The organism is Nitrosopumilus sp. Nsub (assembly GCF_001541925.1).
Classification (GTDB): domain Archaea; phylum Thermoproteota; class Nitrososphaeria; order Nitrososphaerales; family Nitrosopumilaceae; genus Nitrosopumilus.
In genome coordinates this window covers 13,630-37,849 of record NZ_LQMW01000021.1, presented here as the reverse complement: position 1 = coordinate 37,849, position 24,220 = coordinate 13,630, and the positions used below count along the sequence as shown (strand labels likewise).

Sequence of the window (24,220 nt, the reverse complement as noted above, 5' to 3'; positions counted from 1 at the left end):
TTATACAAACTTTGCATCATACATAAATTAAGAAAATACAATCTTTTGTTATGAAACAACGTAGAAAAAATCTTCTAAAATATGCTAAAAAGATAGATTGTGACACTCTAGTAACATTTGAGCCTGAGAATCTCTTCTATATGACTGGTTTTTGGGGCGAAGCTATAGGATTATTAGAAAAAAATGGAAAAACAACCATTATTGCTCCAGAACTTGAGGTTGGAAGAGCAAAGGATGAGTCTGAAGATTGTGAAGTAATAACTGCTGAACGTGGTTCTGGACTAATTTCTACTCTTATTAATAAAATTAAGAAAAATCATGTATGTACTGATTGTAAGGATTACTCTACAATGCTTAGCTTAAAAAAATCAGTATCTCACATAATATCTTCTACAGAACCATTTTACAATGCTCGAATAATAAAAGACGAAAAGGAAATCAAGATCTTAAAAAAAGCTTCAAAAATAATTGATGAAATGTTTGAAATTTGCTCTAAAAAAATGAAAGTTGGACAAAAAGAATCAGAATTACAAACAATTTTGATGACTTATGCCATGGAACAAGAAATGTTTGACACTGGTTACAAATCAACACTTAATCCATTAATTATTGCTGGTGGTCCAAATGGTGCATTACCTCATGCACAAGTAAGTCAACGTAAATTCAAAAAAGGTGATCTTATAGTTACTGATCTAACATTAAGATACAAAGGATATGTTTCTGATGCAACTAGAACCTTTGCACTAGGAAAAATTTCTTCACAAGCTAATGAGGCATATGAAATTGTTAAAGAATCTCAAAAACTTGGTCTAAAATCTGTAAAACCAAATGTAGATTGTAAAGATGTTGATCATGCATGTAGAAAATACATTGAAGAAAAAAATTATGGTAAATATTTTATTCATTCTACTGGACATGGAATTGGATTAGAAGTGCATGAATTTCCAACTGTTTCTTATCGAAGTACAACTGAATTAAAAGAAAACATGGCAATCACTGTAGAACCTGGAATCTATATACAAAATAAATTTGGAATTAGAATAGAAGATTCTCTTATTGTAAAGAATAAACCAATTGTTATGCATAAATTTACAAAAGAACTACTAACAATCTAAATTTAATCGTAAAAATCTACTATATTTATGATATATTTTGATTCAAGGTTATTTGATTTAATTTCTTTAGAATCTATATTTACATTCCAATCATAATTAATATCATTACCTTTATCCGATTTGAAATTTAATATTACTTGATATTCTTCTAAATTGATATTTGTTACGACTACATGTATTCTAGTATTTCTATCATCAAATATTTTCATATTAGGATATTCATCATTTATTTTATTTTCAATCGCATCTTTTACATTTAATCCTGATTCATTAGGACCGTTATATTGCATTAAAATATCTACTACAATTTGTTCCTCCTCTGAAAGATCAATTAAAAAATCATCCAGATGTTTTTCTGATAAAACACCATTTGCACTAATAACAATTAATGCAATTCCTGCAAGATACAATGGAGCTCTTTTTTTAAGAAAAGCTTTGAAATTCTTCTTCTTTGGCTTTTCTTGTTCTTTTTTACCTTTTTTACCCATTTTAATCCCTTTAAGTTATCATAAATCTAAAGTTATTATTAACTAAACTCATTATCGTGATTTTTTTATGAATATGTTGTTTCAATTATCTTTGATTAATGATTTGATACTTGCAATACTGTCAGAATTTAATTCAATTTCTTTATGTTCTGCTAAAACATGTTCTGTAACTTGTGACATTAATTCTTCCACACTTTCTGCTGATGCTGACCAACTACAATCTTTTCCAGCATCTTTACAACTAATTGATTTTGTCATAATTTGGTAATTTTTTACACTTATTTAGGAAATTCGTTAAATTTCATGCCTAGATTTAAAAATATTTTTAATCTTTTTCCTATTAGAGTTTTTTTACTAGAAAAAATTACTAAAAATATTGAATTTTAATTGTATTTTTTCTTCATGTAATTTTAAACAAAACAATATTGAAGAAAAAGAATTTCTCAAACATTTACAAGATGAACATAAATTAGAAATCATAGAAATTTCTAAAAAAGAAAATATGCCAATTAAGACAGTAGAAATGATTACAATATCTAATTCAACCGTTTTTATTAATTCTAATTGATATTGAAAGGGAAGTAATGAGAAGAGGTAAAGGTACTAAAATGACTCCTGTTCTTCTCATCACTATGATCGGTTATTATGATTAAATTCAATTAAGATAATAAGAAATTGGTACATTCTACAAATAAACTAGATATTTTTTTTAAAAATTAATTATTTTTAGCAGTTAAAATTAATACTTGCCAAGGAAAAACAATCTCACCATTCTTTTTTGTATATTGTAGTGTTTTTTCTCTAACAGAATTCCGAAATTCTTTACGTTTAGAGTAATCTAATGCATTTATTTTTTCTTTTAGAGGTTTTGCAATGTATTTGATATAATTTTTCCAATAATCTTCAAATTTTCCTGGATTATAATTAAAAATAAATTCTTTTACAACAACATTTGAGAATCCTGCTTTTTTAATTTCAGATTTTAATGCAGATTTATTTCCAAATCTGTCCAAATTCGGTGTCCCTGGAGGAACATAATCTGGAATGTATTTGATAGCAGAATCCAAAATACTACTAAAAAATGGTACATTGTCGTTACTTCCATGAACTGAAATTCCTATTTTCCCAGATTTTTTGAGGCTATTTTTCATATTTTTTAATGCCTTTTGGGCATTAGGAAAAAAAAATAATGCATATTGGCAAGTAATTATATCAAATTTTTTTGAAAAAGTAAAATTTTCTGCATCTGTATTTATGAAATCTAAATTATTGTTTTTTTCATTCCATTTTTTTGCAATTTTAATTGCAGTTGTTGATGTATCAATTCCTACTACATATCCTGACTTACCAATTTTTTTTTGAATTTGTTTTGTTACTACACCTGTTCCACATGCAACATCTAGGACTAAATTTTTTTTGCCAATGTTTGCCAAATCAATTAATTTTTTTGTACTTTGAAATGGACCCTTATTCACACTTGCCCATCTTTTATGGTATCTTGGAGCGATCTCGTTCCAAATTTTCATATTTCTTTGCTTATATTTTGAATCAATCACTTTCATTATAATTTTAATTCAATCTGTTTTTTTATAATTTTTGCAATTTTTTCTTTTTTCATCCAACTTGAAGTAATACTTGTTTTTGAATCAACGATTATAATCTGATTGTTTTGAGAATTTGTTTTATATCGTTTTGTTCCAATATCGTTTGCTATGATTAAATCTGATGATGATTCTTTCAATTTTCTTTTTGCTGATTTAATTAATTGAGCATTTGAAACATTTGTTTCGGCTTTAAAACCAATTAGTAAAACATTTTTTTGCATTTTCTTAACTTCATCAATTATTTTAGGTGCTTTTTTGAGATTAATTGTAATACTTGATTTTGAGCTTTTAATCTTCTTTTTACTTGGATTTTTTGGAACATAGTCTGACACTGCCGCAGCCATAATTACAATATCAAATTTATTTTTTAATTCTTTTTTGACAACAGTGTGCATTTCTTTACTTGTGACTACGTTGATGATTTTTGCACCCTTAGGCGGTTTTTCACTTCCCGGTCCGTAAACAAATGTAACTTTTGCACCTGCAGAAACTAATTCTTTTGCTAAACTTACTCCTGTTTTACCTGAACTTTGATTTGTAATTACTCTTATAGGATCAATTTGTTCAATTGTGGGTCCTGCAGTCATCAATATTTTTTTCCCACGTAATTTAGGCGATAATCCAAATTTCTTCAAAACATAATCTAAAACTTCCTCTGGTTCTGACGCTTTAGCTTTTCCTTCTATCATATTTGGTGAAATGAAATCAATTTTATTTTTTAAAAATGAAATATTTTTTTTGACAGCAGCATTTTCATACATTGATGCATGCATTGCTAAAGCCATTAAGATTGGTGTTTTAGAACCAAATCCCACAGTTAGTATTGTTGAAATTGGTGTATCATCAATACCGTTTGCAAGTTTTCCTAGTGTGTTTGCAGTTGCAGGATATACTATAATGAGATCTGATTTTTTATAATCTGCAATATTGATATGTTCTAATTTACCTGTTAATTTTGTGATTACATCATTTCCAGTTGCCCATTTCATATAATCTGGCTGAATCATTTTTGTTGAAGCACTACTCATAACACATGTTACTTTTGCACCATGTCTCATCAGCAATCTTGCTAGTTCAATTGATTTGTAAGCTGCAACACTCCCGGCAACACATAAAACAATTTTCCTCCCAGAAAGTCCTGTTCCTTTTGATTCAACAATATCTAATGATGGATGTTCTTGTTCCTTTTTAATCAATTTCATTCCTCAATTCATTATATTCAGATTCATCCATTTGAAATTCATTTTCAATTGATGGAAATTTTTCTTCTTTAACTTCTATTGTATATGATTTTACAGCATTTCTTATTTCGTCAGCTAAAGACAGATATCTTTTTGCAAATTTAGGTTTAATTTTTTCAAATAGCCCTAACATATCATGAACAACTAAAACTTGTCCATCACAAAATTTTCCAGATCCAATTCCAATTGTTGGCACAGAAATTTTTTCTGTAATTATTTTTGCGACTTGACTGGAAACCATTTCTAAAACTATGCTAAATACGCCTGATTTTGTGATTATTTTTGCATCTTCAATCAATTCCATTGCACTATCTTTTGTTTTTCCTTGAACTGTATATTTTTGAGCAGTCTGCGGTAATAGTCCTAAATGACCCATTACAGGTATATGGTTTTCTGTAATTGATTTGATAATTTCTGCAACTTCTTTTCCACCTTCTAATTTTACAGCACCTGCACCAGCCTCAATCAATTTCATTGAATTTTTAACTGCATCTTCTTTGGTGTTGTATGAATTAATCGGCAAATCTGAAACAATTAATGAGTTTTTTCTTCCATTCTTTGCAGCAGTTGTAAATCTAATCATATCTTCCATAGTTACTGAAGATGTATTTTCATATCCTAACATGACCATTCCTGCACTATCGCCTACTAAAATTACATCAACTTGATCACATAGTGTAACCATTGTGGAATCATATCCAGTTAAAACAGTAATTTTTTCTTTACCTTTCATTCCTAAAATATCTTTGAAATTTTTATGCATTTTTTGCCTGCCTCTCTAAATTTTTTTTAATTTCTAAAATTGATACTTTGAGATTTTTATTATTATTATATTTAGAATTCTTTTGTGTTTTCTTTTTTGATTCTACTACTAGTAACTTCATTGCACGTGTAACGTTATCTACAATTGTAATATCAGCTGTTTGTGCAGTTCTTGAAAGTGGATTCAAATCAAATGTAATGATTTTTTTCTTTGATTTTTTTAGTGCAATTGTTCTATCTCCATCCTCTAATGGAACTAATACAACATCTGCTGAAAAAATTCCGTTTTTATCAACAATTCTTCGAGCACTGTCAATTCCTGACAATTTGATAGATGATTTTTCATTTAATCCAAGAATTTCTTTAGCACCTGATTTTTTTAAAATTTTGGTAATTGCTTTTTTACGCTTTTCTGTTGAATAGAATAAATTTACTTCAATTTTTGAATTAGTATAATTTGCTAATTGGATGATTTCTTTTGGACACAAAGCAGCAAAATTTCCATTAACGGAGATAACTGAATTTTGCGCATTTTTGAGCATAAATGCAGCAGCTTTTATCGCCTCTTTAGCAGATTTTGATGTTTTTTCACCTAAAAGATAATCAAATGCTTCTCCTCTTCCGTGAGCTAAAAGACCTTCTTTTGCCACTAAATTATTATCAAATCCTTTAACTAATTTTTCACGAATTAAAAGAGAATTTAATCTAGGATGTGATTTAGGAATTAAAGCCATTTTTAATTGTGAAGAATTCGTGCACCAATTTCATCTAATTCTGATTTAATAATTATTCCATCAGAAAATTTTTCTAAAATTTTCACAACTTCATTTTCTTTTTCTTTTGGAATCATTGAAAAAATTGTTTCACCAAATAATGCAATTCCACATTTAATATTACTCTGAGATAATTCATTAACAACTTTAAGCATTCTTGGTGTCATCACATCTACATACTTTGCAAATTCTAATGACATATCTTGAAAATGTTCATAATTTTTTGATTCTAATAATTGATTAACCATTTTTCCACCTAGACCGTTAATTTGTGGTAATCTCTCTTTGATGAATTTATTTGTAGATATTGGAGAAAAACATATCATAATGATAGAAATTTTATCTAAATCAATTTTTTCAACATGACCAATACCTGGTGCTCCTGGTTTATCTCTAATTTCAAAACCACCATAATATGATGCTAATACATCTCCTAAACCTGTTTTACAATTAACTTCTGCATTATGAGCAATTTGTCCAATTATTTTTTTATCTAATTTTGTTTTAAGAGCTTGATCTAATGCAAATGCAAGTGACAATGCAACAGCACTGCTTGATCCAAGTCCATATCCTACAGGAATTGTTATTTCATGTTTGATATCAAAAAATAAATTTGAAAATTTTCCCAATTTCAAAAATTCTTTTAACACGTATTCTGAAATATTTGTTTTATCAGATTTGTATCCTTTTGTAATGATTTGAAAATTTTCTTTTTCATTATTTTTGATATTAATTTTGACTGAAGTTGTAACTCCTTGTTTGATTGAAAATCCTGCTCCAGTTGAGCCTAAATTTTCTAAAATTGTTTCATCTTGATTTACGTGAGCTTTGAAAAAACCAGTAATATGTGCAGGGCAAAATGCAATAGCTTCCATTATTTTGAGTTTAAATTTTAGACAAAATATAAGAATATGGCTTAAATTAGTTAAATTAGTATAAATTGACTAAATTTATTCGACGCCTACAAAAAATTGGAAGCAGTATCTTAGTTTCATTACCCAAAGAATGGATTGATGCAAATAATTTGGATAAAGGTGCTCAAGTTGAAATTGATACTGCTAATGATAATATTTCAATTTCTACAAATAAAGAAATCCGACCAACAAAAGAACTTGTTATCTCTTATCCTTTACATAAAGAAGAAAATATTGTAGCTGACATTACTGGTGCATATCTATTAGGTTATGATGTAATTGAAATAAATTCAAAATCAATGATATCTGGTGAAGATAGAGAACAAATTCGTAATTCAATGAGAAGATTAGTTGGAATGGAAATAATCGAAGAAGATGCATCTCACATTAACATGCAATTTCTTTTAGATTCTACCACATTAAACCCCGAAAAAATTCTCAAACGAATGAGTTCAATTGCACTTGGTATGTATGATGATGTTACTAATGCATTAATTTCTGACGATAAATCTAATTTGAAATCATTATCTAATCGTGACATTGAGGTAAATCGTCAATACTTTTTACTAGTTCGTTTAATTCGTAGTACACTTGTTGATAGAAGATTAGCTAATACATTTAATTTAGAAAATATTGATATTCTTGATTATAGAGTAGCTGCCAATATTCTTGAAAATGCTGGTGATATCATTGTAGAACTTTCAACTTTGATTTTTAATTCATCTCTACCAAAAGACTATGCAACAAAAATTTATGACGTTGTTAGAGATTTTAATTCAATAGCTGAAAAATCAATTGACGCATTTACTAAACCTGATAGATTATTAGCTATAGAATCTATATCTCTACATAAGGAATATGAAAAAAAACTAGGCTCATTTCGAACAACTTTAGAAAATAAAAAACAAATTCCAATTGATTTTCTTGATTTAATTTACATGTTTGAACGAATTGCACAATCATGGGGTGATCTTGCAGATCTTGTTCAACCTATTTACAATGAATAATTAATTTAGTTTCTTTTTTGAAGCATATGTCAAAATTGCACATATTGTTTTTGAATCTTGAATTTCTCCATTCTTAATCATTCTAATTACTTTTTTTAAATCCATTTTAACTACAGATAAAATTTCATCTTCATCTAATTGCAATTCACCCATTTTCTTTATCCCTGAGGCCAAATAGCAATGAATTACTTCCGCATTATATCCAATTGATGGGTAATATGTTATCAGAGGAATCATTTTTTTTGCATTATATCCTGTTTCTTCTTGTAATTCTCTAAAAGCACATTTTATTGGAGCCTCCTTTTTTTCTAATGTTCCTGCTGGTATTTCTAAAACATATCCGTGTGGAAATCTATGTTGTTTAACTAAAATGACTTTGTCATTTTCATCAAAAGCAAGTATAGCGGCTGCACCTCGATGTTCTATAACTTCTCGTTTGACTTGCCTTCCTTCTATTTTTCCGGTGTAAATACTAAGACCTAAAATTTTTCCTTCATAGATTTTTTCTTTTTTCACAATAATCTTGAATAATATTATTATTTAATTTGTTTGGTATGTTAGGTGTAATTTCTTAGATTTTTTGAATTCAACAATTGCATTTTTTAACCATTTGTTATAAAATAAAATCTTTTTAGGAATAAACAAATCTGCTGATTTAACATTATTGAGATTTCTAACTTTTTGTGTTAATTCATCCATTTTGTAAATATTGTTACTATACAAAAATAAAACAATTTGATTTTTTGCAAGAAATGGAATTTGTAAATAAGTATTAGAGAATTCTTTGTTCATCATGTCTAGTGTTTCTTTTAAATCCCCTTCTATCCATGTAATTATTGCAAATGGAATAAATTTTTTTATTTTTTTAGGATCATACACTGTAGTAAACTGAATCCCTTCATTTGTTTGTAATTTTTCAATACATCTTGTAATTGTTTTTGTTGACATTTTTGTCTCTTTTGCAATTGATTCAATTTTTTGTCTTGGATCTTTAATCAATTGATCTAATATTTGTAAATCTGTTTTTGTTAAATCTGTTTTAAATCCTGAATTCTCAGATTCAAAAATTGATAAAACTTTAAAATCTTTCATTAATTTTTTTGCAAGTTCAATTTTTTGTTCTAACTTTTCTTTTACAGTGATACCACAAACCGTAATCCCACCAACACATGGTATAACATAATTGGGTTCTCCTACTAAACTAACTTGTTCTAAGATTTCCTTCATATTTTCTCCTGAAATAACAAAATACAAAATTCCATAACCCAATACAGGCGGTTCTACTTTCATGACAAATTCTTCAATAATTTCTAACTTTTTCATTTTACGAATTCGCGAGTTAACAGCTCCCCCTGACATCCCTAATTCCATTCCTATTTGTCTGTCAGATTCTCTACAATTGTTGAGTAATTTACTTAGAATTTTAATATCAAAATTGTCCATTATGTAACTTTTCAGGCCTCATAAATTAAATAAATTACTAATATGTTATAAAATTGTCTATAATTTAGCACTAGGAATAAAATATGTTAAATATTAGACTTTTTGTTATATTTTATGGATTACCGAATGAAATTAGCAAAAAGAATGCTTTTCAATAAAAGAGGTAGTTTGATTGGTGCAGTTTTAGCTGTTACAATTGGAATTTTAGTAATTCATGTAAATTTTGTAATTTTTCAGGGACTTTTTGATGCCATAGTTAGGGATATCAGTGAATATAGAAATGGTGACATTCTTGTTACAAATGAAGATGATTACATCGACAAATCTGATTCATCAATTGTTAGTTGGTTTGAAAGAATTTCATATGTTGAAGCGGCGACACCGCGGCTTTCGTCAACAGCTGAAATGGAAATTACAAAAAATGGTCAATTAATTGAAAAAACAAGAATTCCTGTAGTTGGTGTAGATCCATTTAATGATATTAGAGCATCAACTGTTCATGAAACTGTTGCAGAAGGAACTTATGTTTTCTCAAGAAATTCAATTGTTTTAGGAAATAGTGTTTCAGAAGATCTTGGAGGAGCTGTTGTTGGAGATAATGTTAAAGTCACAATTATTGATAAATCAGGTGAAGAACAAACAAAAAGATTTACTGTATCTGGTATTGCAAAATCCCCTGGTGGTCAAGGATTTGATTACAGTGCAGTTATACACATTGACACTTTACGTGATATGACAAATAGAGAAGATCAAACTGGATCAATTATGGTTAAATTAAATGATCCATCTAAAGCATTTGAAGTAAAAGAATTCTTTTTACAATCATTTCCAAATGACGACTTTCTTGCAGAAACTATAGAAGAATCTGCAGAAGAACAACTTGCTGGTTTTAGATCAGGAATAGCTATGATTAACATGATTGGTTACTTTGGAATGATGTCATCAGCATTTGCAATTGTTACAATTCAAATGATGTTAGTTAATGGAAAAACTAAAGAAATTGGTGTAATGAGAGCAATTGGTGCTAAAAGAAAAGATATTTTGATAATTTTCATTTTTCAAGGCATGTTAATTGGAGCAATTGGGGCAGGAGTTGGAACTGTAGCTGGATTAGGATATACATTCTATGCAAAAGAAACGGAAATGTCATTCAATAACAGTTTACCACTTGAAGTTACTTACAATTGGGAAAAAATTATTCAAACAGCTTTGGCATCATTCATTTTGGCTATAATTGCGTCATTGTATCCCTCGTATAGGGCTACAAAATTGCTACCTGTGGAGGCAATGAGGAATGTCTAAAGTATTGGAAGTTAATCATTTAACCAAAATTTTTGGAGATGGTGATGCCGAAGTAAAAGCTCTTGATGATGTATCTTTTTCAATTGAACAAGGTGAAGTTGTTTTAATTGTAGGTGGATCAGGTTCAGGTAAATCTACGTTACTCAATATGATTGGACTTTTAGATAGGCCTACTAATGGAACTGTTTTCATCGATGAAATTAACACTACTACTCTTAATGATGATCAAATATCATCATTTAGAAATAAAAAATTAGGATTTATTTTTCAATTTTCTAATCTTTTAACTGATCTTTCAGTTTTGGAAAATACCATATTACCAAAACAAATTGCTGGAAATAATTTCAGTTCTGAAAAAGAAGCTCGAGATTTACTTAAAGCAGTTGGTTTAGAAGATCAAATTCATAAACGAGCCAATAAAATTTCTGGTGGACAAGCTCAAAGGGTAGCAATAGCAAGAGGTTTAATCAATAGACCTTCAATAGTTTTAGCTGATGAACCTACAGGTAATCTTGATTCAGTTACATCACAACTCATTGTAGATTTGATGAAATCTATGGCAAAAAAATTAAAACAAACTTTTGTAATTGTAACTCACGATAGACAACATTTTGGTGATGTTGATAAAATTATTACAATTAAAGATGGAAAGGCATTTGAAGGCGAGCAACCTCCTTCAACAATGGAGTTAATTGCATAATGAATTCTAAATTATTTATTATATTATTTTTAATTGGAATTTTCCCATTGTTTGTTTCATCTTCATTTGCTGATTGGAAAGATGGACCTATACAATCAGGAAATTTTGGGGATTCAGCATTTGAGAGAGATTTTGGAGATGTAAAATTATTGGATGCATATTTTGGTACGCTTGATAACAAAATAGAAGTTGAAAGTGGCGATAACAATGTTCCATTTACAATTGAGTTTGCAAATGTAGGAACTCAAGATATTACTGGAATTGAAGGAAAACTTGCATTGCCATTTGGGTTTTCAAGCTCAGATGGACCTGGTTCAACAATTGATGCAAACACCAATACTAATTCTTTAGCTGGAACAAATTTCCATTTAACTTTCTATGTTAATCTTGATAAAAATATAGACATACAACAATATTCTGGTACTGTTAAAGTTGATTATTCAAGATTAAGAGAATCTGGTGTTAGATCCTCATTTTCTACTTTTGACTTTAAAGTAACTGGTGACAGTACAATTAACGTTAGAGCATCTGAAACATTTCTTACATCATTGAAATCAAACAATATTGTAATCGATATTGTAAATGATGGAACTGCACCAATGTCTGCTGTAGATGTTACAATAGATAATACACAAACATCGCTTTCATCAAATACTGCATCAATTACAAATGTTGAAAATGTTTTAATTTTAGAATCTAGTTGGGACCTAGACAACATAGAGGCAAAATCCTATAATTCATTTGTTGCAGATGTTTATGTTCCAGAATCACTAAAGGGTGATACTTTACGAATTCCATTGTCTATTTCGTATTATAATACTCATGGTGATAAAGAAACTATTTCAAAAATCCTTGATTTTTACATTCGAGGTTTGATTGATCTAACTGTTTTTAATGTAAAAGTCATTGAATTATCTGGTACTCAAATGGTTATTGGTGAAATAATCAATGAAGGTAATGAGGATGGATTATTTGGATTTGTAACTCTTGAAGCTAATGGAAATTCTAACATAAAATCAAATACTCAATTTATCGATGAGATCGAAACTGATGCTCCTGTACCATTTAACATTCCAGTAGAATTTGAAGGTGAACCACAATACGGTGAACATGATGTAACAATTACTGTAAGATACAAAGATAGTGTTAGAGATGAAATTTTCCTCCCATACGAAACTACAATTTTAGTTAATGAAATTTCTGTTGATAAAGAAACAGAATTTAATCCTGCATATGCTGTAATTCCAATAATTGCTGTGATTGCAATTATAGTATTTATGATTCGTAGGCGTAAAAACCAAAAATAATTAAAAAATCATCATTAATTTTAAATTTGAAAAAAAACATGGTAATAAAATGAAATTGAGATTAACAATTATTGTTTTAATTGTAGTGTTGTCAATAGGAAGCATAATAATTACAACAGGTTTTATTTCAAATTCTAAATTTGTGGATATTCCTAAAATTTCTAATCAATATGATAATTTACTAAAATACAAAAATGAATTAGAGAAAATTAATCAATATAACCAAAAAATCTTAAATGAATTAGAAAATGAAATAAAAAATTCTGATGATGTAAATATAAATCAAATAAATAATGAAATTGAAGTTTTAAAACGAGTTATTGATGAAAATAAATCAGAATTAGAACAAATAATTATAAAATTATCTCAAATGGAAGAGAATCCCTAATTTTGAATTTTCTAAATTCATATAGTAATTAATTATTTGATAATTATTGTTAAACCATAGAAAATTAACTTTTATTGGAGTAATTTTTTTGATACTGACTTTTTTGATTAATCACTATCATGAACAAAATCATCCTGGTGATGGATTTAACTATGCATATGTTTCAGGAATTATAATGTTAATTTCATTTGGAGCTAGTTTTATTTTATTTACTAAAGATAATTTAAAAAACTAAATTATTAAAAATCAATTAACACTAAATCAGGCACAAGAATTTATGATCTAGGATTATAAGCAATTATTGTATATTCATTACATGCCTGGTAAGGAAATTGAAGTTCCAAAAGAATTACGTGAATTTATGTTTGAAGAAGCCAAAGAAACTATTCTTGGACAAAAAAATGGAGCTCTAAAACAATATCGTTATGGTAATTTGCATATTAGAGAATATGCTGATAAATTTTTAGTCCATACTGATAAAATTGATCCTAGAGTAAATCCAATTGGTCATTTAGTATATGATGCACCTGAGGTATTGATTGGAATTGCCTGTGCAATATTTACTGGAGTAACTACTGCAAAAAAGATTACAAATAAAAATTCTAAAAAATTGTCAATAACTAATGTATTAACATCCTCATTGTTATCTGGATATTTAGCATACAATGTAACTAAAAAAATTAAAAAACATTTGGAGTGATTTTTTGTATATACTTAGAACCGTGAAAATTTTGATTAAACTTTTACCATCTATTTTGGCATTACGTAAAGATAGAAAAAAATGGATTAATCAAAATAAAAATGAAATTGATTTAACTCAATTTAAAAAAAATGCAACTAAAGTTTTAGAAACTTTTCTTTCATTAGGACCTGTTTACATAAAATTAGGACAGTGGTTATCATCTAGGGCAGACATTTTACCACAACCATATTTGGAAGAATTATCAAAACTACAAGACAGTGTTCCTGCTGCTCCCTTTGAACAAATCAAACCAATAATTGAAAAAGATATTGGATTGATTAGTGAAAATTTTGATAATATTGATCCAACTTCGATTTCAGGTGCATCCTTAGGACAAGTGTATAGAGGCTCAATATCTGGTCAACAAATAGTAATTAAAGTAAAAAGACCTGGAATTGAAAAAGTAGTTGAAAAAGATATTAAAATTTTAAAAAAAATTCTACCCTTGGCATTAAGATTTATTGATTCTAATTTAAGATACTCTGCAAAAACTATGCTCTCACAATTTATTGAAACTATTCATGAAGAATTGGATTATACTAATGAATCCAAAAATCTCAAAGAAATCAAAAACGATATGGCAAGCAATTCTAAAGTAATTGTACCCTCAGTTTTTGACGATTATTCTTCAAAAAATGTACTCACTATGGAGTATTTACCTGGAATTAAAGTCACAAATGTAGATGCCCTAAACAAAAAAAATATCGACAGACAACAATTAGTCATTGACGTTCATCAGATTTTTTTCACAATGCTTCTGAAACATTCTATTTTTCATGCTGATCCACATCCAGGAAATATTTCAGTTACTGATGAAGGAAAATTAATTCTATATGATTATGGAATGGTTGGAAGAATAAATAATAAAACCAGAATTAATCTGATCAGACTATATCTTGCATTAGTAGAAAAAAATCCTTCTAGAGCTGTTTCTGCAATGGATGATCTAAAAATGCTAACTCCTGGTTACAATAGATCGGTTATTGAAAAAGGGATAGACCTATCAATTCGTTCTATGCATGGTGAAAAACCTGATGAAATGGAAGTAGAAAGTTTAATGGAATTAGCAAATAAAACTATGAGTAAATTTCCATTTATTTTACCAAAAAATTTGGCGTTATATTTGAGAATGACATCAATAATAGAAGGGATTTACAAAACACACGATGTTGATTTTAAATTTTTAAAAGTTTTAAAAAATATTTTACAACAAGAAAATTTAATCACAGGTGCATATATTGAAGAATTAAAAATTTCTTTTGATAGTTTTCTAAAATCAATTAATTCTACTTTGAGAGTTGGTTCAGATATGGAGAAATTAATGAATGAAGTTGAAGTTTATATGAAAAAACGTAAACCTGTTGTATTGATTAGTGGAAGTATTTTTTCTTCTGCTATTTTTATTGGATCTGTGTTATTGTTTCAATCTAATGAATACTTTGGAACATTAGGAATGATTAGTTCTGGTATTATAATGGGAATATCTGCATTATTACGAAAATATTAGATTATTCAATTGTAATATTTTTTGATTTTTTGGTAATTGGAATTATTAATACTAAAACCCCATTTTCATATTTTGCTGATTCAATTTTTTCTTCACCTTCTTTAATTTCAATAGGCAATCTAACTTTTTTATTAATCATATTTGGTCGTTGATTTGAAATTAACGTTTTTGAATCTTTTTCATCCAGAACTTTTTTAGCTTTAATTGATAGAATATTTCCGCATAAAGTTAATTCTATATCTTTTTTTGAAAATCCTGGAATATCAATTATTACTTTTAGATTTTCATCTGTTAGATGCATATCTGTTGGCGGTAAAACAAATTCGTAAAATTCTCTAGATTTATTTCCAATTTCTTTCATCATTTCTTCCATCAATCCCATTTTGTCATAACTGGTAAATTTTTAGATATAAACCTTGACTGACATTTAATTAAAATCAATCTTTAGGAAAAAAATGACAGTGTAAAAATACCACCAACAATCATTACAGAGATAATTAATCCAACTACTAGAATTTTTGGTTTTACAGACGGTTTAGTAAATACACGAATATGTCCACACTTTGAACAAATCATGTGATTTTCTTTATTTTTGAAAGTGTGCGTACAAGTCATAGATTCATTTTTGATTCATTTGTTTTAAGTCTTGAATTCATGCCTAATTTTTTCGATAATTCATTCATTTGATAATATCAAAAATATCATCATCTTGATAGATTTTTAATCAATTAATTCCTCTGTTTGGATAACTTATGATAATTGTTATTGAAGGTGGAGATCAGGCAGGAAAATTAACTCAATCAGTCTTGTTACAAAAATTTCTTAGAAAACAAAAAATCAAAACAAAATTATTTCATTTTCCTGATTATGAAACTCCAATTGGTAAAGAAATTAGAAAATATCTGGATGGAAAACGTAAATTTCCTCCACAGGTAATTCATTGTCTTTTAGCAGCTAATAGATGGGAAAAACTAGATGAAATAATAAAATCAAAAGAAAAAAATTCTGTTTTAATTATGAATAGATATTATCATTCTAACTTAGTTTATGGATTGGCAAATGGCTTAAAACAAAAATGGCTTGAAAGTCTTGATAATGGTTTACCAAAAGCTGATCTTGTTATCTTGCTTGACGTAACACAAAAAGAATCTTTTTCACGTTCTCCACGAAACGAAAAAGGAAAAATAATGAAACGAGATGAATTTGAAAAAAATGAATCATTTTCAAGAAAAATATCTAAAATTTATCGTATCACAGCAAAGAAAAAACACTGGAAAATTATTGACGCATCAAAAACTAAATTAGAAATTCATGAAGAAATTGTTAAAGCATTTTCAAAGAAACTGGGAATATGAAAAAAAATTACTTAGACATTATTGATCCAATTCATGATTTTATTCGTGTATATGATTATGAGCTTCCAATTATTGACAGTCCTATTTTTCAAAGGTTAAGACGTATCAAACAACTTTCTGGTGCACATTTGACTTATCCTTCTGCTCAACATAGTAGATTTGAACATTCCCTTGGTGTTATGCATATTGCTACAGAAGCTGGATTTGCATTAAATGAAAAAGAATTTCTAAATTCTGATGATGTTCAGATTTTACGCCTGGCAAGTCTTTTGCATGACATAGGACATGGACCTTTTTCTCATTTATTTGAAGAAGTAATTCAAGAAAAAAAAATTTCACATGAAGATTTTGGCAAAAAAATTATCTTAAAATCTGAAATTGGTGATATTTTATCAAAAACCGGATTTAATAAAAAATTAATTGCACAAATCGCATTTGGAGAATCAAAATTTCAATATCTAAATGAAATTGTTTCTGGTGCATTAAGTGCAGATATGATGGATTATTTGCTAAGAGATGGTTATTTTACTGGAGCAGAACATGCAAAAGTTGATCATAAAAGAATAACTCAATCACTTAACGTGCATAAGAAAAAAATTGCATTAGAACGCTCAGCATTATATTCTTTTGAATCTATGATGCATTCAAGATACCAAATGTTCAAAGCAGTATATTTTCATAAAACAGTTCGTGCTGCAGAAGTCATGTTAATTCAAGCATTAAGATTATCTGATGATGAATTTGGTTTTACATCTTTTAATCTAAATGAATATGTTGAATTAACTGATGAATTTGTTTTATCATCCATTATTTCATCCCAATCTTCAAAACTTAAACAAGCTAGGAAATTAGCTAATGATTATCAAAATAGAAAATTACTCAAATGCGTATTTGAGAGAATTCTAACAAGTCAAAAAAATTTGAAAAAAACTAGAACCGATGAATTACGTCTTGAAATTTCAAAAAAATCCCATGTTGATGAAAATGAAATATTTGTTGATAGTTCAGTTACGCCTTCTATTCCTTTAGCACCATCAAAAAATGAATCCAAATCAATAACATTGATTTCTACTGAAAATGGGAAAGTTTCTGCAAAAGAACTCCCAATTTCTGAAATACCTGTGGTTTCAGCCATTTCAGGCTTTATGAACATACTTAGAATCTATACTCATAATAAATACAGGAAAAAAGTTGAAATTGCAGCAAAATCGATACTAGGTAATTTAGAATGAAGAAAAAAATTGTGATAAAACTATCGGGAAAAGTTTTTGGTATGGACAATGCCAAAATTATCCAAAAATATGCTGATTTTCTAATTAAAATCAGTAAATTTTGCCAACCTGTTGTAATTGCAGGTGGTGGAGTAATTGCTAGACATTACATTTCCCATGCTAGAAATTTTGATGCTGATGAATCAACATTAGATGAATTAGGAATCGAAATTTCAAGACTTAATGCAAAATTGTTAATTTATGCACTAAAAAATAAAGCATATTCACATCCTCCAACTACTTTACCAGAAGTCAAACATGCAGTAAATGATGGATTAATTGTCGTAGCTGGTGGTTTACATCCTGGTCAAAGTACTAATGGTACAGCTGCATTAATTGCTGAAAAAATTAAAGCAGAACAATTTCTTAATGCTACTGATGTTGATGGTGTTTATGATATGGATCCAAATAAATTCAAAAAAGCAAAAAAATTTAAAAGTATTGAACTAAAAAATCTAAAAAATATTTTGGTTCATGAGGATTCTGTAGCTGGAGGCTATGATTTGATGGATATTGTTGCTCTAAAAATCATAGAACGTTCTAAAATTAAAACCAGAATTTTAAAAGCAGAACCAAAAATTATTGAAAAAGCCATAAAAGGTGGAAAAGTAGGAACTGAAATTATCTTACCCTCTAAAAAATAATTAAATTTGATTTTGTATTGTAGGTCTGGTTTGAGACCAAATTTGTATCTCTTTTTTTGAGTGTTCAGGGATTCCTGAATCTATGAGTTTTTTAAATATTGAAATGGCTTCTTCTTTTTCTACTGCTTTTGATTGAGCTTTAGTAAACCCATCATTATCTACAATTACAGCAACATGTCCATCTTCAGATTCAATTACAGCTGTAAATTCTTCTTCTCCAACAGGAAAGAATTTTCCATCAATTTTTTTGGTTGTTAAAGTCAACATTGAAAATCCAGCCACATTAAACATTTTCATTTGTGATTTACTTGCTCTTTCCTTTCCTTTTTGAACAGCTTGAAAATATTGCATGATTTTTCCCTTCTGGAATGATATAATAACTATCTAATATTTGGTATATTTGAGGTAAAGTTAAGATGAATCCAAAAATTTTTGTTTTTGCTGCAGTTTTAGGGCTAGGTGCAATATTGGGTGCAATTCTTCTTGCTGGACCTACTATGGTAGCACCAACTCCTGGAAACAGTAATGTTGCTACAAATGCTCCAACTATTGAATTACTTGAAGTTGAATTGGCAGAAATTTCTGTTACAAAAATCAATGAACGTTCAGCAACTATTGAAATTGCATTTGAAATTTTTAATCCTAATCCACGTGCCGTGATTGTACAAACTATGGATTATAATCTATTTGAGACAGGCTTTTCAAGTTCTGAACAACTTGCTGGTGGAACTATAGGAAGTAGACCTGAAGGAATGGTGGAGTTTGGCTCAAATTACTATACGCTATTAGGTGATAATTCAATTGTTCTAAAAAAGAAAATGACTATCAAAAATACTGCTACTTCTAGTGAATTATGGGACTCATTGAAATCTGAATATGAAAATGGTGAATCAGGTAGTGCAAAATGGTGGGTTTATGGAACCGTTTACTTTAATCTAAGTTCCATGACAAGTGGACAAGAAAATACTGTATCCTTTGAATTCTTCAGATAGTATCATAAAATTATATAATTATGATAATATGTTTTTAGAAAAAAATTATTGATATATGCTATAAAAGGACGTATTGATGTTTTTTATCAAATGGCAGAAGCAGGAATGGCAGCTTATGGCGCCGCAGCAGGTGTAGCAATCGCACTAGCAGTAGTGTGTTTCGCTCTTCGTGGTAAAGGACACCCTGAACCACTAGATTAATCCAACAAAGGAATTTCCTTTGCAATATTTTTCATTTCTTTTACTAATTTTTGCTGCCGAATTTTCCTAAACCTAACATTTCTCCAATGTCGACATGTTTACTATTCTTCTTTTTCATAAAACATCTTTCAAAATATTGACATTCAGAACATTCTGTCGATGGCTCTAAAATTGGTGCTTTTTGTTCTTTGAGAAGATTATTTAGTACTCTTACTCTTCTAACCACTTCTTCAAACATTTTCTTATTTCGTGTAACTGAAAATGTTGTCTCTTTTCTATCTCCACTAACGTATACAATAATTCCATCATGTTTATCATATATCCATAGACATGCATTAAGATATAGGACATCATTTGCAAGTGGGTTTTCTATTTCTTTTTCAGCTGATCTAAAAATTAATACAATATCATCAACGAGCATGTCTGTTTCTCCTTTTAGTTTGATATCTCCAATTTCGAATTCTTTAGGTTCACTTCCATACTTTTGTTTTCTTAATAATCCTGATAGGAGTTCATTGAAACCCCTTCTTTCTATTTCTAGGGGGTCAATTCGGTCAAAATATGAGCGTCTTAAACACTGAACAACTTCTTGTAAATGAATAGTTTGAAGATTTTCTGAATCTATGTCTAATTGTAATTCCCTTCCAATTGAATCCAACGAATTTTGAATAATTGCTCTAAAATCTCGATCTCCCATCATGATAGATTACCTCGTTTTTTACCCTCTTATACTTTAGCTCATTATTTGAGTTAAAAATTTAGAGATTCTACTTGAAAATGCTAATGTCACAAAATGAACTCCAAATCCAAGAACTGCCCCAACAATCAAATTTCCTGTACCAAAGTAAATTCCTAAGAAAATTCCTAATGGCGGTAATGAGAAAATCATGCCCATAAATGTACTGACCCAGATTGTATTAATCATAGTCTCTGTTGAAATATCGTTTTTCTTTTTAGGAAATCTAATCATTTTACTAATTATTCTTCTTGTACGATTAATTTTGACATTGTTACATCCGTAGGTATTTTTTGCTCAACTGCATATGCTATTGCAGCTAAATTTCTAACCTCAAATGATGTCAATTTTGTAATTCCTACAATTGTAGCAAAACTAAACATTTTTGAAAATGATCTAGTTGAAGCGGTATAAAGTGCCATTTCAAATGATCTTTCAAATTCAGCTACAGCGTCTAATTCATTTTCATTTTGGGAAATCAAATTTTTGTATTTTGTATTTGATAATTCAGCAAATGCATCTCTAATTGATGCTGCAGAAATCATTCTTCCCAACAATTCTTTTGTAATTGTTGCTGTTTGTGTAACAATCAAATCTTGAATTTGTGCTTCTTCCAAACCCCATAATTTTCCTCTAATTACACTTAGAAGATTATAGAAATCAACATCCATTCCAACTAATTTAATCACATCTCTGTCTCTAGTATTTTTTAAGGCACGACCTAATTGGAGATATAGAATTTTATCAAAATATGTATCAAAAATCTGAAGATTTTTCTGTTCGTTATACAATGCTGCAGCTTTTGAAATTTCTTCACCAAATTGAACTGAATTCAAACTAGCAACTGTTTCTTCAAGGTCTTTAGAGACTAGTGCTTTGATTATGATGTCTCTTTGCTTGATTAATTCTTCAGCATGTAAATTAATGTGAGTTTCAATTTCTTCTTGTGATTTCTCTAATACTTTTCCTTTCAAAATTAACTTCAAATTTGATATAATGAATTTCATGTAATATGCATCTAAAATTGGTGAATCTCCAGCTGTTTTAGCAATTGAATAATGAACATCTGCTAGATGTCCTCGTAAGCCTGATTCTATTCCTTGTGATGTATATGGTTTTTGAACATCTGCAACTGCATCACCATAAATTGTATTTTTGATTCTAGTCATTAATTCTTCAAGATCTCTTGATTCTGCCAATGTCTGAAAATCGGATCTATTAAGTAATTTTCCTCTTTGACTGTATGATTTGACTGATGCATAGACGTTTTTGCCCATAATGATGCATCATGAATTACGGATTTTAATGTTTGGCGATCTCAATTAGGCTGAATTTTTACCCAATTTTATCTAAAAATGTAGTTGCTTCCTTTTTTTCTGGATTTGTAAATTTCAAAAATGCTGAAAGAATTTCTTTTTGAATCAGTAGATTTTCATCTGAAATATCTTTTAATTTTGTGAGATCAAATGGTAATAATTTGTTAATTTTATCTTCACAAAATGCTTTTACATATTTTTGAAAAATCGAATAAGTGAAATTTGGACTATTAGTCATGAATTTTCTCAAAATCTTCTCAAATTCCTTTTCTTTTGAATCTGATTTTGAAAAAAATTCTTCTAATTGTGATCCCATATTCTCAATTCCATTAATTGCCAATCCCACTAGAATCCCTTTTTTTGTTAAATGATAATATGGAATTCCTTTTTCTTGTAATGCTTTTGGCCCTCTCTTTAATGGTAATCTGCCATCTTCTTCTGCGATCTCCATTGGAAGTAAAATTTCGTCTAGATCTCTGAAAATTCCAGAGTAGATATTCTTCCAAGCTATTTCTTGCTTTTTTGCAATTTTTTGTGAAATACCTGTCCTTGTTCTTCCAGCTGGATTTCCACCACTTCCAAGAATTGTTATGATCGCTCTTTGTCTTTTTGCTTCTCCTGTTAGATCGTTATCTTTAGTCTTGAATGTGTCAAAAATCGCTAATTTTCCCTTTGATTTTGCCTTCATTTAATCACCTTTAACATAAATTTCATTTTCTATGTTACTATCATAATATTTCATTATATAATAAGTTACTTTTTGATTAATTTTAGTGTCCTCAGTGCTTTAATAATATTCAATTTCGTTAAAATCTAATGAATTCTAGAAACTACAAGTATGCTCTATTACTTGTAGCCGCAGTATCTATCACAGCAACTGGTGCTATGTCACAAGCATATGCACAAAGCGTTGATGATGGTATGGACGGATACGTCAAGGGAACTAGTGGAATTTACACTGGTAACCCTAACGAATGTTGGTATGATGATGGAGAAGGTGGATATCTACCATGTCTTATAGACACTGGTGATACAGCATGGATGCTCACCGCTACATCAATGGTACTTCTCATGTCACCTGGAGTCGGTTTCTTTTATGGCGGATTAGCCAGATCAAAGAACATCGTCAACGTACTCGGTATGACCTTAATTGTAATGGGTCTCATGTCAGTACAATGGGTTCTATGGGGATACTCACTAGCATTTGGTGGAATTGATTCTGACGCAAATATGTTCATGGGTAACTTGGATTATGTTGGCTTCAACATGGTATCAGCTTGGGCACCGATAGGTGAACTTGGTGCATGTGCTGACACATGGTCTGCAGCTTACCAGATGAATGAATTTAAGGACGGCGAATATTGTAGTCAAAGTTGGCCTGGTACAGTACCACACCAACTCTTTGCAATGTTCCAGGGAACCTTTGCAATCATCACACCAGTACTCATTATTGGTGGTTTGATTGACAGAATCAAATTCAGCGCATTGATGATATTCGTACTCTTATGGGGAACCTTCGTTTATGATCCAATAGCACACTGGGTCTGGGGAGGCGGATACATAGGAGGAGGATCATTAGACCTTGATCCAGAACTATCGCCATCATACGCATTAGACTTTGCAGGTGGTACTGTAGTACACATTTCTTCAGGATTTGCAGCATTGGCCGGAGCTTTAGTCCTAGGCAGACGTCTTGGATATGGCAAAGTCCCAATGGAACCACACAACATCCCAATGGTAGTCCTCGGAACAGGAATACTCTGGTTTGGATGGTTTGGATTCAACGCAGGTAGTGAAGTAATGGTAGACGGCATTACCGTCAGCGCATGGACTGTTACAAATACCGCAACTGGTATGGCTGCAGTTACTTGGGTGCTCATGTCTTGGGCACATACAGGAAAACCAAGTATTGTAGGAGCCGCATCAGGAGCAGTAGCAGGATTGGTAACAATCACACCAGCCTCAGGTTGGGTAGGTCCAATGGCTGCAATTATTATGGGAATTGCCGCTGGTACAGTTTGTTATGCATGTGTAGCATTCAAGAACGCACGCAAATGGGACGACGCATTAGATGTATGGGGAATACACGGAATGGGTGGTCTTACAGGTGCAATTTTGACTGGTACATTAGCTAGCCCACACGTTTGGGATACTGGAGACGGTATCGGAGCATGGACTGGCACCGCAGAAGGAATGGAACAGCAAGCAATCAGCATCATAGGTGCAGTAATCTCAATCGGATATGCATTTGGTGTAACCATCGTAATTCTAAAAGTAATGGATGCCGTTTGGCCTGGCGGAATCAGAGTCACTCCAAAAGAAGAGGAGATTGGTCTCGATTTGGCACAACATGGCGAAAGAGCATACGTAAACGAATAGAAAAAACACCCTTTTTTCTTCTTTTTATTTAAT

At 29.7% G+C, this 24,220-nt stretch carries 31 protein-coding genes; 15 read left to right on the top strand and 16 right to left on the bottom strand.

Translation table 11 applies throughout. The annotated features are described in order from the left end of the window. The first annotated feature begins 50 nt into the window (after positions 1–50). On the top strand, positions 51–1,115 hold the full coding sequence (locus AW732_RS05985; protein ID WP_067959969.1) for an aminopeptidase P family protein: 1,065 nt from the start codon (positions 51–53) through the stop codon (positions 1,113–1,115). 2 nt (positions 1,116–1,117) lie between these two features. On the opposite strand, the gene AW732_RS05980 is transcribed toward AW732_RS05985, so the two are convergent. After that, a complete protein-coding gene (locus AW732_RS05980) occupies positions 1,118–1,603 on the bottom strand; it encodes a hypothetical protein (RefSeq protein ID WP_067959966.1) in 486 nt (161 codons plus the stop codon). A gap of 81 nt (positions 1,604–1,684) precedes the next feature. After that, entirely contained in the window at positions 1,685–1,861 is a 177-nt protein-coding gene (locus AW732_RS08440) for a DUF1059 domain-containing protein (protein ID WP_082697430.1), read from the bottom strand. Positions 1,862–1,979: 118 nt separating this feature from the next. On the opposite strand from AW732_RS08440, the gene AW732_RS05975 reads away from it, so the two are divergent. Further along, positions 1,980–2,171, top strand: a complete 192-nt coding sequence (locus AW732_RS05975) for a hypothetical protein (RefSeq protein WP_067959963.1) — start codon at positions 1,980–1,982, stop codon at positions 2,169–2,171. 148 nt (positions 2,172–2,319) lie between these two features. Here the strand turns inward: AW732_RS05975 and AW732_RS05970 are convergent, their stop codons facing one another. From AW732_RS05970 to AW732_RS05950, 5 genes are read right to left on the bottom strand one after another with little or no spacing between them, the layout of a single operon-like run. Beyond that, positions 2,320–3,165: a methyltransferase domain-containing protein gene (locus tag AW732_RS05970; RefSeq protein ID WP_067959960.1), complete on the bottom strand. Its 846-nt coding sequence runs from the start codon at positions 3,163–3,165 to the stop codon at positions 2,320–2,322. Then, the gene (coaBC, locus tag AW732_RS05965; protein ID WP_067959958.1) at positions 3,165–4,409 is read right to left on the bottom strand and encodes a bifunctional phosphopantothenoylcysteine decarboxylase/phosphopantothenate--cysteine ligase CoaBC; all 1,245 of its coding nucleotides are present in this window, start codon (positions 4,407–4,409) and stop codon (positions 3,165–3,167) included. The genes AW732_RS05970 and coaBC overlap by 1 nt, the downstream gene beginning before the upstream one ends. Beyond that, positions 4,396–5,211: a 3-methyl-2-oxobutanoate hydroxymethyltransferase gene (panB, locus tag AW732_RS05960; RefSeq protein ID WP_067959956.1), complete on the bottom strand. Its 816-nt coding sequence runs from the start codon at positions 5,209–5,211 to the stop codon at positions 4,396–4,398. The genes coaBC and panB overlap by 14 nt, the downstream gene beginning before the upstream one ends. Beyond that, positions 5,204–5,944, bottom strand: coding sequence for a phosphopantothenate/pantothenate synthetase (locus tag AW732_RS05955; RefSeq protein WP_067959952.1), 741 nt, complete (start codon positions 5,942–5,944; stop codon positions 5,204–5,206). Before AW732_RS05955 ends, panB begins: the two co-directional genes overlap by 8 nt. A 2-nt stretch (positions 5,945–5,946) precedes the next feature. Beyond that, positions 5,947–6,858: a GHMP kinase gene (locus AW732_RS05950; RefSeq protein WP_067959949.1), complete on the bottom strand. Its 912-nt coding sequence runs from the start codon at positions 6,856–6,858 to the stop codon at positions 5,947–5,949. 65 nt (positions 6,859–6,923) lie between these two features. On the opposite strand from AW732_RS05950, the gene AW732_RS05945 reads away from it, so the two are divergent. Beyond that, the gene (locus tag AW732_RS05945) at positions 6,924–7,904 is read left to right on the top strand and encodes a phosphate uptake regulator PhoU (RefSeq protein WP_067959946.1); all 981 of its coding nucleotides are present in this window, start codon (positions 6,924–6,926) and stop codon (positions 7,902–7,904) included. Here AW732_RS05945 and AW732_RS05940 read toward each other — a convergent pair whose 3' ends face one another. Together AW732_RS05940 and AW732_RS05935 are read right to left on the bottom strand one after the other, a co-directional pair. Then, positions 7,905–8,420, bottom strand: a complete 516-nt coding sequence (locus AW732_RS05940; RefSeq protein WP_067959943.1) for an NUDIX hydrolase — start codon at positions 8,418–8,420, stop codon at positions 7,905–7,907. 24 nt (positions 8,421–8,444) lie between these two features. After that, positions 8,445–9,347 (bottom strand): AsnC family transcriptional regulator, encoded by a 903-nt coding sequence (locus AW732_RS05935; protein WP_067959941.1) that lies wholly within the window; start codon positions 9,345–9,347, stop codon positions 8,445–8,447. A 114-nt stretch (positions 9,348–9,461) separates the two neighbouring features. Here AW732_RS05935 and AW732_RS05930 point away from each other — a divergent pair, with 114 nt between their 5' ends. The 7 genes from AW732_RS05930 to AW732_RS05900 all read left to right on the top strand — a co-directional run bounded on the left by AW732_RS05930 (position 9,462) and on the right by AW732_RS05900 (position 15,293). Then, on the top strand, positions 9,462–10,649 hold the full coding sequence (locus tag AW732_RS05930) for an FtsX-like permease family protein (RefSeq protein WP_067959939.1): 1,188 nt from the start codon (positions 9,462–9,464) through the stop codon (positions 10,647–10,649). Further along, entirely contained in the window at positions 10,642–11,349 is a 708-nt protein-coding gene (locus AW732_RS05925) for an ABC transporter ATP-binding protein (RefSeq protein WP_082697429.1), read from the top strand. Before AW732_RS05930 ends, AW732_RS05925 begins: the two co-directional genes overlap by 8 nt. Beyond that, complete coding sequence (locus tag AW732_RS05920) at positions 11,349–12,656, top strand: hypothetical protein (RefSeq protein ID WP_067959937.1); 1,308 nt, start codon at positions 11,349–11,351, stop codon at positions 12,654–12,656. Before AW732_RS05925 ends, AW732_RS05920 begins: the two co-directional genes overlap by 1 nt. 49 nt (positions 12,657–12,705) lie before the next feature. Continuing rightward, positions 12,706–13,044, top strand: a complete 339-nt coding sequence (locus tag AW732_RS05915; RefSeq protein WP_348625418.1) for a hypothetical protein — start codon at positions 12,706–12,708, stop codon at positions 13,042–13,044. 88 nt (positions 13,045–13,132) lie between these two features. Beyond that, on the top strand, positions 13,133–13,279 hold the full coding sequence (locus tag AW732_RS05910) for a hypothetical protein (RefSeq protein WP_253805579.1): 147 nt from the start codon (positions 13,133–13,135) through the stop codon (positions 13,277–13,279). Positions 13,280–13,360: 81 nt separating this feature from the next. Next, positions 13,361–13,744, top strand: a complete 384-nt coding sequence (locus AW732_RS05905; protein WP_067959929.1) for a hypothetical protein — start codon at positions 13,361–13,363, stop codon at positions 13,742–13,744. A 4-nt stretch (positions 13,745–13,748) separates the two neighbouring features. Then, the gene (locus AW732_RS05900; RefSeq protein ID WP_067959927.1) at positions 13,749–15,293 is read left to right on the top strand and encodes an AarF/ABC1/UbiB kinase family protein; all 1,545 of its coding nucleotides are present in this window, start codon (positions 13,749–13,751) and stop codon (positions 15,291–15,293) included. Between the two features lies 1 nt (position 15,294). Here the strand turns inward: AW732_RS05900 and hsp14 are convergent, their stop codons facing one another. Continuing rightward, positions 15,295–15,675, bottom strand: a complete 381-nt coding sequence (hsp14, locus tag AW732_RS05895; RefSeq protein WP_067959923.1) for an archaeal heat shock protein Hsp14 — start codon at positions 15,673–15,675, stop codon at positions 15,295–15,297. 62 nt (positions 15,676–15,737) lie between these two features. Next, positions 15,738–15,908, bottom strand: a complete 171-nt coding sequence (locus AW732_RS08565; protein ID WP_156416075.1) for a hypothetical protein — start codon at positions 15,906–15,908, stop codon at positions 15,738–15,740. A 137-nt stretch (positions 15,909–16,045) separates the two neighbouring features. Here AW732_RS08565 and tmk point away from each other — a divergent pair, with 137 nt between their 5' ends. The 3 genes from tmk to pyrH are packed head-to-tail and all read left to right on the top strand — an operon-like array spanning position 16,046 to position 18,563. After that, positions 16,046–16,648, top strand: a complete 603-nt coding sequence (gene tmk, locus AW732_RS05890; protein WP_067959920.1) for a dTMP kinase — start codon at positions 16,046–16,048, stop codon at positions 16,646–16,648. Beyond that, complete coding sequence (locus tag AW732_RS05885; RefSeq protein WP_067959917.1) at positions 16,645–17,880, top strand: HD domain-containing protein; 1,236 nt, start codon at positions 16,645–16,647, stop codon at positions 17,878–17,880. The genes tmk and AW732_RS05885 overlap by 4 nt, the downstream gene beginning before the upstream one ends. Continuing rightward, positions 17,877–18,563, top strand: a complete 687-nt coding sequence (pyrH, locus tag AW732_RS05880; protein ID WP_067959913.1) for a UMP kinase — start codon at positions 17,877–17,879, stop codon at positions 18,561–18,563. The genes AW732_RS05885 and pyrH overlap by 4 nt, the downstream gene beginning before the upstream one ends. On the opposite strand, the gene AW732_RS05875 is transcribed toward pyrH, so the two are convergent. Next, entirely contained in the window at positions 18,564–18,914 is a 351-nt protein-coding gene (locus AW732_RS05875) for a hypothetical protein (RefSeq protein WP_067959911.1), read from the bottom strand. 65 nt (positions 18,915–18,979) lie between these two features. On the opposite strand from AW732_RS05875, the gene AW732_RS05870 reads away from it, so the two are divergent. Next, positions 18,980–19,555 carry a hypothetical protein gene (locus AW732_RS05870; RefSeq protein WP_067959908.1) on the top strand — a complete coding sequence of 192 codons (576 nt, stop codon included), beginning with the start codon at positions 18,980–18,982 and terminating at the stop codon, positions 19,553–19,555. 244 nt (positions 19,556–19,799) lie between these two features. Here AW732_RS05870 and AW732_RS05865 read toward each other — a convergent pair whose 3' ends face one another. Genes AW732_RS05865 through AW732_RS05850 form a run of 4 tightly spaced genes read right to left on the bottom strand, consistent with a single transcriptional unit; the run spans position 19,800 to position 22,496 of the window. Beyond that, the gene (locus AW732_RS05865; protein ID WP_067959906.1) at positions 19,800–20,456 is read right to left on the bottom strand and encodes a Dna2/Cas4 domain-containing protein; all 657 of its coding nucleotides are present in this window, start codon (positions 20,454–20,456) and stop codon (positions 19,800–19,802) included. A gap of 33 nt (positions 20,457–20,489) precedes the next feature. After that, a complete protein-coding gene (locus AW732_RS05860) occupies positions 20,490–20,726 on the bottom strand; it encodes a hypothetical protein (protein WP_067959903.1) in 237 nt (78 codons plus the stop codon). 8 nt (positions 20,727–20,734) lie between these two features. After that, positions 20,735–21,769 carry a V-type ATPase subunit gene (locus tag AW732_RS05855; RefSeq protein ID WP_067959900.1) on the bottom strand — a complete coding sequence of 345 codons (1,035 nt, stop codon included), beginning with the start codon at positions 21,767–21,769 and terminating at the stop codon, positions 20,735–20,737. A gap of 58 nt (positions 21,770–21,827) precedes the next feature. Further along, positions 21,828–22,496: a hypothetical protein gene (locus AW732_RS05850; protein ID WP_067959898.1), complete on the bottom strand. Its 669-nt coding sequence runs from the start codon at positions 22,494–22,496 to the stop codon at positions 21,828–21,830. A 128-nt stretch (positions 22,497–22,624) separates the two neighbouring features. On the opposite strand from AW732_RS05850, the gene AW732_RS05845 reads away from it, so the two are divergent. Beyond that, positions 22,625–24,187 (top strand): ammonium transporter, encoded by a 1,563-nt coding sequence (locus AW732_RS05845; RefSeq protein ID WP_067959894.1) that lies wholly within the window; start codon positions 22,625–22,627, stop codon positions 24,185–24,187. The last annotated feature ends 33 nt before the right edge of the window (positions 24,188–24,220 follow it).